The organism is Vagococcus fessus, from assembly GCF_003987565.1.
GTDB classification, from domain to species: domain Bacteria; phylum Bacillota; class Bacilli; order Lactobacillales; family Vagococcaceae; genus Vagococcus_D; species Vagococcus_D fessus.
The window spans coordinates 802,704-818,190 of sequence record NZ_NGJY01000001.1 but is presented as its reverse complement, the minus strand read 5'-3'; the positions used below and the strand labels follow the sequence as shown (position 1 = coordinate 818,190).

The 15,487-nt window shown below is 36.5% G+C and carries 15 protein-coding genes; 5 read left to right on the top strand and 10 right to left on the bottom strand.

Going from position 1 to position 15,487, the window contains the following annotated elements; translation table 11 throughout:
* The first annotated feature begins 6 nt into the window (after nucleotides 1–6).
* Entirely contained in the window at nucleotides 7–786 is a 780-nt protein-coding gene (locus tag CBF31_RS03975; protein WP_126831069.1) for an ABC transporter ATP-binding protein, read from the top strand.
* Nucleotides 787–905: 119 nt separating this feature from the next.
* Nucleotides 906–2,009, top strand: a complete 1,104-nt coding sequence (gene cobT / locus CBF31_RS03970) for a nicotinate-nucleotide--dimethylbenzimidazole phosphoribosyltransferase (RefSeq protein ID WP_126831068.1) — start codon at nucleotides 906–908, stop codon at nucleotides 2,007–2,009.
* 61 nt (nucleotides 2,010–2,070) lie between these two features.
* Here cobT and CBF31_RS03965 read toward each other — a convergent pair whose 3' ends face one another.
* The 7 genes from CBF31_RS03965 to CBF31_RS03940 form a co-directional block, all read right to left on the bottom strand.
* The gene (locus tag CBF31_RS03965; protein ID WP_126831067.1) at nucleotides 2,071–3,057 is read right to left on the bottom strand and encodes a tRNA dihydrouridine synthase; all 987 of its coding nucleotides are present in this window, start codon (nucleotides 3,055–3,057) and stop codon (nucleotides 2,071–2,073) included.
* Nucleotides 3,058–3,190: 133 nt separating this feature from the next.
* A complete protein-coding gene (locus CBF31_RS11020) occupies nucleotides 3,191–3,355 on the bottom strand; it encodes a hypothetical protein (protein WP_170167869.1) in 165 nt (54 codons plus the stop codon).
* A gap of 70 nt (nucleotides 3,356–3,425) precedes the next feature.
* Entirely contained in the window at nucleotides 3,426–4,541 is a 1,116-nt protein-coding gene (locus CBF31_RS03960) for an NAD(P)/FAD-dependent oxidoreductase (RefSeq protein ID WP_126831066.1), read from the bottom strand.
* 68 nt (nucleotides 4,542–4,609) lie between these two features.
* The gene (locus CBF31_RS03955; RefSeq protein ID WP_126831065.1) at nucleotides 4,610–5,497 is read right to left on the bottom strand and encodes a cation diffusion facilitator family transporter; all 888 of its coding nucleotides are present in this window, start codon (nucleotides 5,495–5,497) and stop codon (nucleotides 4,610–4,612) included.
* A gap of 184 nt (nucleotides 5,498–5,681) precedes the next feature.
* Entirely contained in the window at nucleotides 5,682–7,586 is a 1,905-nt protein-coding gene (locus CBF31_RS03950) for a PTS fructose transporter subunit IIABC (protein WP_126831064.1), read from the bottom strand.
* A 13-nt stretch (nucleotides 7,587–7,599) separates the two neighbouring features.
* On the bottom strand, nucleotides 7,600–8,523 hold the full coding sequence (pfkB, locus tag CBF31_RS03945) for a 1-phosphofructokinase (RefSeq protein ID WP_126831063.1): 924 nt from the start codon (nucleotides 8,521–8,523) through the stop codon (nucleotides 7,600–7,602).
* 1 nt (nucleotide 8,524) lies between these two features.
* Nucleotides 8,525–9,277, bottom strand: coding sequence for a DeoR/GlpR family DNA-binding transcription regulator (locus CBF31_RS03940; RefSeq protein ID WP_126831062.1), 753 nt, complete (start codon nucleotides 9,275–9,277; stop codon nucleotides 8,525–8,527).
* A gap of 195 nt (nucleotides 9,278–9,472) precedes the next feature.
* Here CBF31_RS03940 and CBF31_RS03935 point away from each other — a divergent pair, with 195 nt between their 5' ends.
* Entirely contained in the window at nucleotides 9,473–9,991 is a 519-nt protein-coding gene (locus tag CBF31_RS03935) for a YehS family protein (protein ID WP_126831061.1), read from the top strand.
* Nucleotides 9,992–10,026: 35 nt separating this feature from the next.
* Here CBF31_RS03935 and ypfJ read toward each other — a convergent pair whose 3' ends face one another.
* The 3 genes from ypfJ to CBF31_RS03920 form a co-directional block, all read right to left on the bottom strand.
* A complete protein-coding gene (gene ypfJ, locus CBF31_RS03930; RefSeq protein ID WP_126831060.1) occupies nucleotides 10,027–10,923 on the bottom strand; it encodes a KPN_02809 family neutral zinc metallopeptidase in 897 nt (298 codons plus the stop codon).
* 159 nt (nucleotides 10,924–11,082) lie between these two features.
* Nucleotides 11,083–11,805, bottom strand: a complete 723-nt coding sequence (locus CBF31_RS03925; RefSeq protein ID WP_126831059.1) for an amino acid ABC transporter ATP-binding protein — start codon at nucleotides 11,803–11,805, stop codon at nucleotides 11,083–11,085.
* Nucleotides 11,805–13,253: an ABC transporter substrate-binding protein/permease gene (locus CBF31_RS03920; protein WP_126831058.1), complete on the bottom strand. Its 1,449-nt coding sequence runs from the start codon at nucleotides 13,251–13,253 to the stop codon at nucleotides 11,805–11,807. Before CBF31_RS03920 ends, CBF31_RS03925 begins: the two co-directional genes overlap by 1 nt.
* 220 nt (nucleotides 13,254–13,473) lie before the next feature.
* Here CBF31_RS03920 and CBF31_RS03915 point away from each other — a divergent pair, with 220 nt between their 5' ends.
* Nucleotides 13,474–14,445: a ribose-phosphate diphosphokinase gene (locus CBF31_RS03915; protein WP_126831057.1), complete on the top strand. Its 972-nt coding sequence runs from the start codon at nucleotides 13,474–13,476 to the stop codon at nucleotides 14,443–14,445.
* 339 nt (nucleotides 14,446–14,784) lie between these two features.
* Nucleotides 14,785–15,405: a sugar O-acetyltransferase gene (locus tag CBF31_RS03910; RefSeq protein WP_126831056.1), complete on the top strand. Its 621-nt coding sequence runs from the start codon at nucleotides 14,785–14,787 to the stop codon at nucleotides 15,403–15,405.
* Nucleotides 15,406–15,487: the final 82 nt, after the last annotated feature.

Sequence of the window (15,487 nt, the reverse complement as noted above, 5' to 3'; positions counted from 1 at the left end):
TAAGAAATGTCAAACACAAAAGAAGCGATTATATCAGTTGATAACGTGAGCGTTTTTTATGATGGTAAGCAAACGAAAGTGCCAGCGATTGAAAACATTAGTTTAGAAATTGATCAAGGAGAATTTGTTTGTTTAGTTGGACCATCTGGATGCGGAAAAAGTACGTTGTTAAAAATTATAGCAGGTTATATTCAACCTAGTCAGGGTAAAGCTTTCATGAAAGAAGAAGAAATTACCCAAGCAGATTGGAGACGAGGCGTCGTATTTCAGTCGCCAACACTTTATCCTTGGTTAACAGTTAGAAAAAATATTGAATATGGTCCTAAAGTTAGAAAAGTTTCAAAAGAAGAGTGTGCTAAATTAAGTACATATTACTTAGATGAAGTAGGGCTAACCGAGTTCGCTAACCATCATCCATATGAGTTATCAGGAGGGATGAAGCAACGTGTGTCTTTAGCAAGGGCTTTAGCTAACCAGCCAGAAATCATCTTAATGGACGAACCTTTTAGTGCGTTAGATGCGATTACACGTGTAAAAATGCAAGATTTTTTACGTGAGATGTGGCAAAAAAATAATCAAACAATTTTACTGATAACCCACGATATAGATGAAGCTTTGGCTTTAGGTACAAAAGTGGCGATTATGAGTAAAAATCCAGGTAAGATTGAAAAAGTTATCGATGTAGAGTATTCTAATAAAATTATGATGGATTCTAATTATGAGTTTGAAAATGATAAAGCCTACATCCATGATAAATCAGAAATATTAAAAATGATTTCTGAATAAAACATCAGCCTTAAGCTGATGTTTTTTTTTATTTGTTAAAATTAAGCGCTTTCTATGAATGTGTAATAAAAAGGTGTAAACTTTAGATTGAAAGTACAAGAAAAGAGGAGGAAGTTTTGATGATATTTAAGTTCATAAAAGAAAAAGACTTACAGTTTGATAGTTATATAGAAGAGTATACAGACTCAATAAAAAAATGTGAAGAAAACTTCCAAATTAAGATTAATGAAAAATGTAGTGAAATGGCAGTTCCACCGGGGGCTTTTGGTCATATGGAAACACTATATAAAAAAATATATAGTATTACCAAAGGAAAAGTTAAAGTGGATAAACCTGGTATTCTTGTGTATGTATCTGATAATGGGATTTGCGAAGCTGGTGTTAGCAATAATCCGACATCTACAACTTATCAAGTAGGTCGTAATATGTTAGAAGGAAAAGCGGCGATTAATTTGTTGTCTGAGAAGATTGAGAATCAATTAGAAATTGTGGATGTTGGATGTTTGACTGATTTGGAAGAATCTGTCACTACTAAAGTGAGTTATGGGACTAATAATTTTTTAGAGATGCCAGCAATGACAAGAGAACAAGCGGGACATGCACTAGTTATAGGAATACAAAAGACAGAAGAGAAAATTAGTGAGGGATGGAACCTTATTGGAACGGGTGAGATGGGAGTTGGAAATACAACTACCTCTGCAGCAGTAATTTCAGTTTTATTACAAGAACAAGTTGAAAGAGTTGTAGGTTTTGGGGCAGGACTAGATAATGAAGGATTCAATAGAAAAATAATGGTTATTAAAGAAGGGCTGAATAAAAATAGCCCTTTTAAAGATGGGTTAGATGTTGCGGCAAAAGTAGGTGGATATGACATATTAGCAATAGCAGGAACATTTATTGCATGTGCAAAGCACCAAGTACCTTGTGTAATCGATGGGGTAATATCTATTGCAGGACTGTTAGTGGCTCAAACGATAGTTCCTGATATATGTGACTATGTGCTACCATCTCATAACTCTATGGAGCCTGGCTTTCAATTAGTGGCAAAAAGACTTGGGTTAGAACCATTTTTTCAATTTAATATGCGTCTAGGAGAAGGATCGGGATGTCCGTTTTTATTCCAATTAGTAGGCACCTCATGCTTTCTGATTGAAAATATGTCTCAATTTGAAGAAGTAGGATTAAACAGATTAGATTATGTTGATATTCGAAATAATAATTGAGAAAAAACTAGCTTCTGATTTTTCACGATAATTTTTAATCGGAAAATCAGAAGCTAGTTTTTTAATTTTCTAATGTGTCTTGAGGTGTGGGGCCTTTATAGAAGTCAGCTAAAATTTGTCTGACTTCATCAGTTGATTTTGTTGTCATGAGTTTGACGCGTAAATCACTAGCTCCAGGGAAACCTTTAACGTAAATCTTAAAGAATCGGTGTAAGCCTACAATATTACGCGGAATTAATTCGGAATAGTGGTCTTGTAAATCAAGTTGCATTTCAAGAAGACCTAATAATTCTCTAGCGCTATGTTGAGTTGGATTTTTTTCGAAAGCGTATGGATTTCTAAAAATCCCACGGCCAATCATAATACCGTCTACACCATATTTTTCCGCAAGTTCTAAACCTTGGGTGCGGTCAGCAATATCACCATTAATGGTAATTAATGTATGTGGTGCATGTTTATCACGAAGTGCCATTACGTCGGGGATTAAATCCCAGTGGGCGTCCACTTTACTCATCTCTTTACGTGTACGTAAGTGAATGGAAAGGTTAGCGATATCTTGTTTTAAAATATGTGTTAACCAAGGTTCCATTTCATCTAGCGAATCAAATCCTAAACGTGTTTTTACGCTAACAGGTAGGCCGCCTGCTTTGGCTGCCTGGATTAACTCAGCAGCAACCTCAGGACGTTGGATTAGTCCGCTTCCCTTCCCACGTCCAGCGACATTAGGAACAGGACACCCCATATTAATATCAATTCCTTTAAAGCCCATTTTAGCTAAATCGATACTCATTTTTTCAAAAAATTCAGGTTTATCTCCCCAGATGTGTGCGACCATTGGTTGTTCGTCTTCGGTAAAGACTAGACGACCACGGACACTTTCAATACCATCAGGGTGGCAGTAACTATCAGAGTTAGTAAACTCTGTAAAAAAGACGTCTGGTGCGCCTGCTTCTTTGACAACGTGTCTAAAAACAACATCAGTTACATCTTCCATTGGTGCTAATACAAAAAAAGGCTTAGGTAATTCTGCCCAAAAATTAGTAGTCATGTGATACTCTCCATTTCTATACTAGTGTCAGTTCTGACAAAACACTATTATTATACTAAGAGTGAGGGAAATAAGCAAAGACTTGAAATAAACCTAACAAAAAATCCTCTAAATAGACTTTAGAGGATAAAAATTAGTTCTCTTCTTTTTTGACAGCTTCTTCTTTTTTTAAGAATTTATCAGCTTCAGCTTGTGCTTCTTCAGCGCGTTTTTTCATTTCATCAGCATAAGGGTCAGCAAAACCAAAATCTTCAAAGCGTTTTTCTAATTTATCATTTTTCTTTAGTTTAATACTCATTATAAAAAACCTCCATAATTTTGTGTCATTTATTTTATTAGTATACCTTGTTTTGTAGTGATTGTCTTATTTATTTTTTAATAATATAAGGGGCTGTTGTGTAGTTTTCTGGTTGAAGGACAGTAGTTTCCCCATGTAACCATTCGATTAAGGTTTTAGCAATAATAGGTCCGGTTGTTAGACCAGAAGAACCTAAACCACTTGCTACAAGTAGACCTGATAATTCTGAGATTTCACCAAAGAAAGGTAAAAAATCAGATGTATAGGCACGCGTACCGACACGAACTTCCGAAATCGTTTCTTCTTCAATAGAAGGGGCGAGTGGATAAATACTTTCGACCATATCTGCTACAACCTGATCATCAATCGTTAAATCGTAACCTTGGTCATTTTCATGAGTGGCACCAATTAAAAGTGAGCCGTTATCGAAAGGAATAATATCACTCTCGCCTTGAGGCATGACAACAGGCCAGTCATTAGTAAGTTGGCTTGTTTTGAAGTGAGCCAGTTGACCTTTTTGCCCTCTGACATCAACCTCATAACCTAGAGGACTGATCAAATCAGGTAACCAAGCACCCGTTGCAATAATCACTTTATCAAAAGTTTGTGTTGAGCCGTCTGCTAGTGTTAAAAGATAGCCTTCCTCAGAAGGATTAAGTTCAGTAATACGCTGTTTTATAAGTGTTCCTTGTTGGGCAATAAAGCCAGCTTGTAATTGATTAATTAATAAGCGCCCGTCAACACGTGCACCACCCGATACGAATAGGGCAGATGAATGTGGTGTAAGAAGTGGCATTTTTTCTTTAATTTGTTCAGGAGAAAGCAGGGCGATCTCCCCAATTTCAGGTGCATCTTTTTTACGTTCTGTTGCCAAATTAAATAGTTTGTCTAGGAGTGCCTGATTTTTTTTGAATAAAAGCGTCCCTACCTGACGGTAACAAGTGGTTTCAGTAACCTTATTTAGGTCATTTATCATACTAGGATATAGGGCAGCACCAGATTTAGCTAAGTTGTACCAGTTTTTATTGCGGCGTTGTGATAACCAAGGGGAGATAATCCCTGCAGCAGCACGTGTAGCTTGCCCTGTTTCATCATCGAATAATGTTACGTCATCTTCTGGGTGTTGGCTGGCATAAAAAGCGGCACTTGAGCCAACTATTCCACCACCAATAATAGCTAATTTCATAAGAGTCTCCTTTTTTTAAATAGTAGTCTTCTTTATTATAACGTAAAAAAAGAAGAGTGGAGACAAAATTAACTGTCCGACTCTTCTTTGTAGGGTTCAACGTGAACGTCAGTATCAAATACTTTATATTTAATACTTAACATAATTTCAATTTGCTCCGTAATATCATGACTTTCTTCAACAGTCATATCCCCGTCCATTAAAACGACAACATCTAAAAAGATATTGGCCCCGTAGGTACGGCCACGGATATCGGCTACATCAATAATACCGGGAATAGCTAAGATGTCTTTACGGTAGGTTTCAATTTCTTCTTCAGAAAAGCCATCAGATAATGAAAAGGCACTTTCTGAAAAGACCTCTAGACCTGTTTTGATAATAATAAGCCCAACGACAAGAGCGGCACCATTATCTAGCCAGTGCCAATTAAAACTAGCTGCTAATATTGCAATGGCAGTCCCTATACTGGTATAGGCATCCGATAAATTATCTTTTGCAGCAGCGAGAAGAGCTTGGCTGTTGACTCTCTTAGCAAGATTACGATTATAAAGATAGACGCCTAACATTAAGACGGCTGAAAAGACACCGACATAAGCAGCGATAGGGTCTGGAGAAGTGGTCGTATGATTTAAAAAAGCTTTGATTGAACTAATTAAGACCTGTCCACCTACAACGACCATAATAAATGAAGTCACCATACTGGCTACAGTCTCTACTTTCCAGTGACCGTAACGGTGGTCATCATCAGCAGGGCGTCTTGCTAGTCTTAACCCGATTAAGACAGCTAGTGAAGCGATTATATCAGTGAAGTTATTTAAACCATCAGCACGTAAGGCAGAGGAATCAGCCCAGACACCGACTGTTAATTTTAATACAGCGATTAAGATATAAGCAAGAATACTAATGACCGCTCCTTTTTCCGCGGCTTTAAGTTCTCTGTAACGTTCTTCAATCATCTATAGTCATCTGCCTTTCTTTTGAAACTAGATATCGATTATAACAAAGGGATAGAGCTATTTCTATAAATAAGGGTAGCCGAAAGAATAAGACTTTTTTCATGAAAAATGATGTTTCGTATGCTTTATTTTCATGAAAGGGATGCATATAAAAAGACTTCCTAATCAAAGGAAGTCTTATAGTTTAATTGTTTACAGATTTACGCATTAGGCCGACAATCACAGCACTAATAAGAGAACCTAGTAAGATAAAGCCAATATATAAGAATGGTTTGTTAACTAATAAGATAACAAAGATACCACCATGTGGCGCCATTAATTTAATTCCTAAGCTGCTAACAAGAGAACCTGTAATAGCAGAACCAACTACGAAACCTGGTAATGTACGAAGAGGGTCTTGTGCGGCAAATGGAATAGCACCTTCTGTAATGAATGACGCACCCATTACTAAGTTAGTCAGACCAGCTTGTTGATCTTTTTGAGAGTATTTATTTTTAAATAATAATGTTGAAAAGAAAATAGCTAAAGGTGGAACCATCCCACCAGCCATAACCGCTGCCATTACAGTACTACCACCTGACACAACAGAAGCGGCAAGTGTTCCTGTACCGAAGACATAGGCTGCTTTATTCACAGGACCACCTAAGTCAATTGCCATCATACCAGCTAATAAAGCACCAAGTAGGGCAGCATTAACACCAGATAAGTTATTTAAGAAATCATTTAGACCAACATTGACAGCTTTCATTGGGATATTCACAAGTAACATCAGTAATCCTGTTACAAGAACACCGAAGAAAGGATAGAACAAGATAGTTCTAATACCTGCTAATGATTTTGGTAAGTTAGCAAATAATTTTTTAAGACCTAACATCACATAACCGGCAAGGAACCCACCAATTAAGGCACCTAAGAAACCTGCACCACCAGAAGCAGCAAGGGCACCCGCTACAAAACCAGCGACTAGACCTGGTCTGTCAGCAATACTTGAAGCAATAAATCCAGCTAGTATCGGCAACATGAACCCGAAAGCAGCATTACCAATTGATCTTAAATAACCAGGGAAAGCATTGTATTCTCCAAGTTTTTCTAATTGATCTTGAGGAACGCCCATTGCTTGGTCTAACATGAAGGCAAGTGCGATAACAATCCCACCACCAATAACGAAAGGTAACATATTACTAACACCATTCATTAAGTGTTTGTAGATACGACTACCGACTGTTCCTTTTGATTGTTCAGCACCGTCGTCAGATGATGCTGAGTTATCACCATGATAGATAGGAGCATCAGCTTGACTCGCTTTTGTTAATAACTCTTCTGTTTTTCTAATTCCATCACTTACAGGACGATTTAATAAAGGTTTACCGTCAAAACGAGCCATTTCAACTTGTTTATCAGCTGCAACGATAACAGCTGTTGCACGTTCGATATCTTCAGCTGTTAAACGATTTTTAACACCGTCCGACCCGTTAGTTTCAACTTTGATAGAAATGCCCATTTCTGCGGCTTTATTTTTCAAAGCATCTTCAGCCATATAAGTATGAGCAATGCCTGTTGGACAAGCTGTAACGGCAACAACAAAAGGTTGCGAGCTATCAACAGGAGTTATTTCTTCAGCAGGAGTATCTTGTTCTGCTGTTGCTTCTTTGAATAAACGGATAACATCATCTGATGTTTCAACTGTTTTAAGACTTGCTACAAATTCTGGTTTGATTAATAAACGAGATAAGCTAGCAAGAGCTTGTAAATGAGTATCATTTGCACCTTCTGGAGCGGCAATCATAAAGAATAAATGTGTCGGTTGACCATCTAATGCTTCGTAATCTAAGCCTTCTTCACTTTTAGCAAATAAAACAGTAGGGGTTACAACTGCTTTATTTTTAGCATGTGGCATAGCGATTCCATCGCCTAAACCAGTAGTTGTTTGCTCTTCACGAGCGATAATGCCTTGTTTAAATACTTCTTTATCAGAGATGCAGTTTTCTTCGGCTAATTTGTCGACCATTTCAGTAATAGCCGTTAATTTATCCTTGCTTTTTAAATCTAAAATCATCACGTTTGGGTTTAATAACTCGATAATATTCATGTGAGACTCCTTTTTAATTTAGTATTTTTAAAGTGACTTGCGGTAATAAGTTAACAATTTTATCTTTAGTAGCTAAATCACCTGAGAAGGCTGTAGCACTTCCAGATGCGACCCCGTATCTAAAGGCGTCTTCTAATTCTGATTGAGCATTGGCACGATTGAGTTGGCTAATAAAACCAGCAACCATTGAATCCCCAGCCCCAACAGAATTTTTTAAATCGCCTTTAATAGGTGGTGCGAAGATCGTTAAGTCAGGTGTAATAAGCAGAGCGCCATCTTTACCCATTGAAACAATGACATTTTTAGCCCCGCGTTTTAGTAAGTTTTGACCATAAGGTATGATATCTTCGATTGTGACAAGAGTGGTATCAAACATTTCACCAAGCTCATGATGATTGGGCTTGATAAGTAAGGGGTGATATTCTAGTGACTCAAGTAAAGCGTCACCTGTTGTATCAATAATGAATTCAGCACCTTGTTTAGTAATAAGAGCAATCAGTTCTTGATAAAAATCAGAAGGAAGTGCTCCAGGTATACTTCCTGCAAGGACAACTAAATCATCTGATGTAAGAGAAGATAATTCATGTTTTAGTGCTGAAATATCTTGTTCAGTTAAATCAGGCCCTTGACCATTTATTTCGGTTTCTTGATCCGCTTTTAATTTAACGTTAATACGTGTATCTGTTTTTACCGGTGTAAAACGAGTTGTGATTTTTTCTCCAGCTAGTGCTTCTTCTATGAAGCGACCAGTGAAGCCACCTAGAAAACCAAGAGCTGTAGAATCGACGTCCAAGCGTTTTAAAATACGTGAGACATTGATACCTTTTCCACCAGGGTATTTATCTTGGTTCTCCGAACGGTTAACGGAGCCGGTTTCTAATGTATCTAATCTAACAACATAGTCGATAGACGGATTAAGTGTGACAGTGTAAATCATGTTAATTGACCTCCTGGATTGATAGTAACGGTTGATAAACCTCTTTGATTTTGTCAGGCAGAGTAGGAGTCAAGACAGTTCCTTGGTCCAATTCAGCCACTTTAGCAAAAGAAACTTGATTAAACTTTGTTTCATCTACTAAAAAGTAAAAACGTTCACTTTGATTGATAGCAGCAGTTTTCATTAACGCTTCATTAGGGTCAGGTGTTGTAAACCCGGCTTCTGGATGAATGCTATTAATTCCCATGAATGCTTTATCAAAGTGTAGGCTTGAAACGTGTTGCAGACTGAAATTATCCACAGTAGCGCGAGTCTTCAGTTTGATTGTTCCGCCAATAATTAAAGTCGGAATGCCAGACTGAATTAAAAGAGAGGCATGATACACCGAATTTGTAACAACGGTTACATCTTTGAGTTGCGTAAGAAGTGGAATCATCTCATAAGTAGCCGTCCCTGCATCAAGATAAATAATATCACCTTCATGAACGAGTGAAGCAGCGTAACGTGCGACTTGTTTTTTTGCATCAAGATTAGCTGTTGCTTTTTCAGCCATATCAGGTTCGTCGGTTACTTTTGCAAGTCGTTTTGCTCCACCATGAACACGTTTCAAAAGTCCATGTGCTTCTAGTTCTTGTAAATCACGTCTAATAGTAGATTCCGAAGCTTCTAATTCAAGCATTAGATCTTTTGATTTTACAATTTTATTAGTTTCGAGTGCGTCTAAAATTAGTTGTTGACGCTCATCTGTTAGCATAACGTCACCTCATTTCATCTTTAGTTTAGCATTATTTTTAATCCGTAACAATCAAAAACGGTCAAACCTTTCAAAAACATTCAAAAAGGAAGGTTTATAGTGATGAACTGACAGCTGTGGAATAAAGGGTGCAATCTTTTTCGTAACGTTATATAATAGCGAGAGAAACTGCTAGGAAAGAAAGGATACATATCAATGAATAATAATGATAAATTGTTACGTCTGCGCTATGCGTTAGATTTAAAAGATGTTGAAATGGTAGAAATTTTTAAATTAGGTGGGATTGATTTAACAAAAGAGGAAGTTAAAGCCCTTTTAACACGTTTACCTAAAGATGAGATAACAGAAAACGAGTTCGATGAAAATATTTACCAAGAAAAATGTAACAACCGTACGTTAGAATCATTTTTCAATGGGTTTATTACGTACAAAAGAGGGAAGCGTCCTCTTAAACCAGGTGAAGTAGAGAAGCCGATTAAGTATACATTGACACATCAAAATGCAAATAATGAAATGCTTAAAAAATTGAAGATTGCTCTAAAACTGACAAGTGATGACATGTTAGACATTTTAGATGAAGCGGGTGTTCGAATTTCTAATAGTGAATTAAGTGCTATTTTAAGAAAAGAAGGACATCGTAATTATCAAATGTGTGGGGATAAATTTGCTCGTAACTTCTTAAAAGGATTAACGCTTATTAATAGAGGTGAATAAAAAAGACTTAGCCGCTTTGGCTAAGTCTTTTTGTTTTAGTCTAAATCTAAATTAGTCGCACTAAATGTGTCACCGTGTTGGAAATCACCGTATTCATAACCACGGTAGAACCAGTTTTTACGCTGTTTAGATGTACCATGAGTAAAGCTATCTGGGACAACAAATCCTTGGAATTTCTTCTGAAGGGTATCATCACCGATACTGTTTGCAGCAGTTAGAGCTTCTTCAATATCCCCAATTTCTAAAATAGGTTGCCCGTTATACGTTTTATCATTAATATAACGTGTCCAGACACCAGCATAGTAATCGGCTTGAAGCTCCATACGAACTTGATATTTATTGTATTCTTTTGTCGAAAGTTGACGTCTTAAACGGTTCATCTGATCTGAAATTCCTAATTGTTCTTGAACGTGATGTCCCACTTCATGAGCCACAACGTAGGCCATTGCAAAATCGCCTTTTGCTTTAAATTTATTAGCTAGTTCATCATTAAAAGATAAGTCCAGGTAAACTTTTCTATCTCCGGGGCAGTAGAACGGTCCAACAGAAGAGTCTGCAGAACCACAAGCCGTTTGGACACGACCTGAGTAAAGGACCATTTTAGGTTGTTCATAAGGCATACCTTCACGTCTAAATTCATCTTCCCAAAAGTCTTCTAGATGTCCGAAGACGACTGATATAAATTCTTTACGGTCTTTAGTTTGCTGTGAATCTTGTTGAGTACTTCTAGCTGGGGCTGGGTTTGGTACTGTATTTAATATAGAAGAAAGACCACCACCGCCACCAAATAATAACATCATTGCAATAAGTACAAGTGTTCCGACTCCGCCACCACGAGCCATATTACCAGTAGGAAACCCACCCATACCACCAGAACGATTACCCGTTCGGTCTTCTACGTTGCTACTTTGTCTTTGTCCGCGCCATTTCATAATATACACCTCAAATTAGTATTGTCATATTCTTTCCTATTATAGAGAGTTTAAAGGCAAGATTCAAATAATTCGTATAAAAATAAAAGAATGATTAAAATAAAATAACCTCCAACTCGCTTATTTCTAAGAAAGAGGAGGTAAGTCTTTAGCGTTCTATTATAGAACTTTACTTAAAAAATCTTGAGTTCTAGGATTTTGAGGGGCATCAAAAATAACATCGGGCTGACCTTCTTCTTGAATAATCCCATCAGCCATAAAAATAACACGATCGGCTACTTCTTTTGCAAAGCCCATTTCATGAGTCACAATAACCATCGTCATACCGTCTTTAGCCAAGTCTTTCATAACTTGTAAAACTTCTCCTACCATTTCAGGGTCAAGAGCAGAGGTTGGTTCATCAAACAGCATCACATCAGGTGCCATAGCAAGGGCTCTTGCAATAGCAACACGTTGTTTTTGTCCACCAGAAAGTTGGTTGGGATAAGCCGTTTCCTTATCAGCGAGGCCAACTTTTGCTAGTAAATGACGACTATTTTTTTCAGTAACATCTAAGGCTTCTTTTTTTACTTTAGTGGGACTCAGTGTTAGATTTTCCAAAACTGTTTTATGAGGGAATAAGTTGAAGTTTTGGAAAACCATGCCCATTTTTTGTCTAAGTTGATTAATATCTGTTTTTTTAGACGTTAATTCTTGCCCCTCGAATTCGATAGAGCCTGAAGTAGGTTCTTCTAGTAAGTTTAGACAACGAAGTAGGGTACTTTTACCACTTCCGGAAGGGCCGATAATCACAACAACCTCTCCTTCATTGATAGTTAAATCGATACCCGTTAAGACGTGGTTAGAACCAAAATCTTTGTGTAAGTCTTTTATAGTAATCATTAATTTTCCATTCTCCTTTCAGCAACACCAATTAAGCGAGATAAACTAAACGTTAAAATAAAGTAAATAATAGAAACAATGACGATCGGTAAGAATGGTTTAAAGCTCGCGCCTTGAACTACTCCTGCTTGGAACATTAAATCAGATACCCCAATGACTGACACAACAGATGATTCTTTGATGACTGTGACAAATTCATTGGCTAAGGCAGGTAAAATATTCTTAATAGCTTGTGGTAGTACGATTAATTTCATCCCTTCGTATTCAGTCATACCAAGAGAACGAGCGGCTTCAAGTTGTCCTTTGTCTACTGCATTAATACCAGCTCTAATAATTTCAGCCACATAAGCTGCACTATTTAAAGCCAAAGCTATACAGCCAGCAGTTAAGGCATTAACATCAAGTCCTAATGAGGTTGTGCCGAAGTAGACTAGAAAAATTTGAACAAGTAGAGGTGTACCACGAACATATTCAATATAGATAACAGCGAAAGTTTTGATTAATTTTGTTTTAGAAAGCTTCATAAAAGCCAAAATTGTTCCTAATACAGCTCCGCTTAATACACCCACTAAAGCTAAGAAAATAGTATAGAATGTTCCTTTAGCAAAATTACCACCGTATTTTTCAAAAAAACTTGTATCATCAGCTAACATTAGTTTAGCGGCAGCTTCTTTATATGACGGCATTAGCTCTTGATCGTCGATTTGTTTAATACTTTTATTTACTGCAGTTAAAAGTTCAGGTTGTTCTTTTTTTAGAGCGATTGCAAGTTCTGAATCACCCTCTTTAAATTTTACATCAGCAAGGGTTAATTCGCTATTTTGTGACACATAAGCTTCAGCAACAGGTCCTTCTAAAACGATAGCGTCTACTTTTTTATTTTGCAGGGTCATAATCATATCCGTCACTTTTTGAAGGGATACGATTTTGGCACCAGTTAATTCTTTTTGAGCCAAGGCTTCTTGAGTCGATTGTTTTTGAGCGCCAACTTTTGAATCAGAAAAATCAGATGTTGTTTTAAATTTCTCTTGGTCTTCTTTTCTAATGATTATTTTTTGATCTAATTGTAAGTAAGGATTAGAAAAGGCAACTTCTTTTTCCCTTTCAGGTGTGGGTGCCATTCCTGAAATGACTAGGTCGACTTTTCCTGTTTGGAGTGAGCCGAGTAAGGCATCAAAACCAAGTTCTTCAATTTTAAGTGTGACGCCAAGGTCTTTGGCAATTTTTTCCCCCATCGAAACATCAGCACCCACAACGGTATCTTTTCCGTTGACTGTGGCATGGAATTCGTAAGGAGGGTAGTCAGCGCTTAGGCCAATAGTTAAAGTTCCCTTTTCCTTAATACGTTCTAAAGTTGAGCCTTCAGATGCATAAATACTCGGAGTAATGAATAAAAAGCTAAGAATAGTAAAAAGTAAAAGTGGTAAAGAAATACGGTTGATTTTCATAATAGCGCTCCTTCTGTTAAGTTATAAATTGTATATTATCATTAAATATTCATAAAAACAAGAATAAAATGTATAAAAATACAAAATCAAGCATAAATCGAACGCTGTTTGAAAAAAAAGAGTAAATGAGTGATTTTATATGAAAATCACTGCGAAATCTGATAGAATATAAGGGATAGTGTGCAGCGATGTACTCATAAAAATTATATTGGAGGATGTTATGACACAGTCAGAACTGGGATCACAATTAAAACTTTTTAGTTTAAGTTCAAACCAAGAATTAGCAGAAAAAATTGCATCAGTAGTAGGAGTACCATTAGGAAAATGTAGTGTTAAGCAATTTAGCGATGGTGAGCTTCAAATTAATATCGAGGAAAGTGTTCGTGGTGATGAAGTTTATATCGTTCAGGGAACAAGTTATCCAGTAAATGATAATTTATTAGAGCTTTTAATCATGATTGATGCTCTAAAACGAGCAAGTGCGAAAACAATTAATATCGTTATGCCGTACTTTGGTTATGCAAGACAAGATAGAACAGCTAAACCAAGAGAACCAATTACAGCTAAGTTAGTAGCGGATTTAATCGAAAAAGCTGGGGCTACAAGATTGTTAACATTAGATCTACATACGGTTCAATTACAAGGATTCTTTGATATTCCGGTAGATAATTTATTTACAATGCCGTTGTTCGAAGAGCATTATCTTGCAAAAGATTTAATGGGAGAGAATATTGTGGTAGTATCACCGAAAAATAGTGGAGTAGGTCGAGCGCGTGTTCTAGCAAAATATCTAGATGCCTCACTTGCTATCGTAGATCAATGTTCAAATGATGAGAGCGAAAGAGAAAGTTATGTGATCGGTAATGTTGAGAATAAAACATGTATCGTTGTAGATGATATTATTAATACGGGACACACATTAGCAGTAGCAGCAAACGTATTAAAAGAGGCTGGTGCTAAAGACGTTTATGCTTGTGCGTCACATGGGCTATTCAATGGGGATGCGGCATCGATTTTAGCAGAAGCGCCGTTTGAAAAAATCTGTGTAACAGATTCAATCAAGTTACCTGAAACAGTTAACCTACCAAATTTAGAGATTATTACATGTTCTAGATTAATGGGGGACGCAGTTAACCGTATTTATAAAAATATAGCAATGAGTCCATTATTTGGTTATCATAATAAATCTTAAAAAAACACTGGCTTTTGCCAGTGTTTTTTTGTTTGAGCAACAGGTAAATGAACATAAAAATAGCCACCTGAGCAAGCTCAGATGGCAAGGAGATTTTATTATTTACTTTGGAGGAGTAAATAATGAAAAAGTTTGTTAGGGTTGTTTCTTGGTATGTATATATAATATACGTTAAATGTGAATTTATTGTGAATAAAATATAATTTTAGAGTGAATTGATCATTTTTTTATAAAATAACACTAAAATTATAGTTAAATGCTACTATTTTATAAAAATAGGCTATAATGAAAGCGGATAATTTAAAAGTGAAATATAAATGTCAGGAGATAAGTTATAAAATGAGAACTGAAAAGGAAAAAATGTTAGCAGGCGACATGTATATGGCTAATGATCAAGAACTACGTGATGATTTTTTTGCATGTCGTCATTTAACACGTTTATTTAATCAAACAAAAGAAACAGAGTTAGAAGAGAGAACAAAGTTATTAAAAAAATTGCTAAAGAATACAGGTTCAGAGTTTTACATTGAACCTCCGTTTAGATGTGATTATGGAAAAAATATATCAATTGGTGAAAATTTTTACGCTAACTTTGACTGTATTATGTTGGATGTAGCTAATATAACCATTGGTGACAATGTGATGTTTGCGCCAAGAGTAAGTCTATTCACGGCAGGACATCCATTAGATGCTGAAATTAGAAATTCGGGATTAGAGTTTGGTTCTGAAATAAAAATAGGGAACAACGTTTGGATTGGCGGAAATACGACAGTTAATCCAGGTGTAACAATTGGTAATAATGTTGTCATTGGTTCTGGTTCTGTCGTGACAAAAGATATTCCAGAAAATAGTATAGCCGCTGGCAATCCTTGTCGTGTTCTACGTGACGTTTCTGATGAAGATAAAAAGTATTGGCAGGATAAACATACCATGTATTGGGAAGAACGAAATCACAACTAGATAGAGTTGCTCAAAAAGAGTAAGATATTTTTCATATCTTATTCTTTTTTTTGCATTCTCCTTTAAATAGGATGAAATCAAC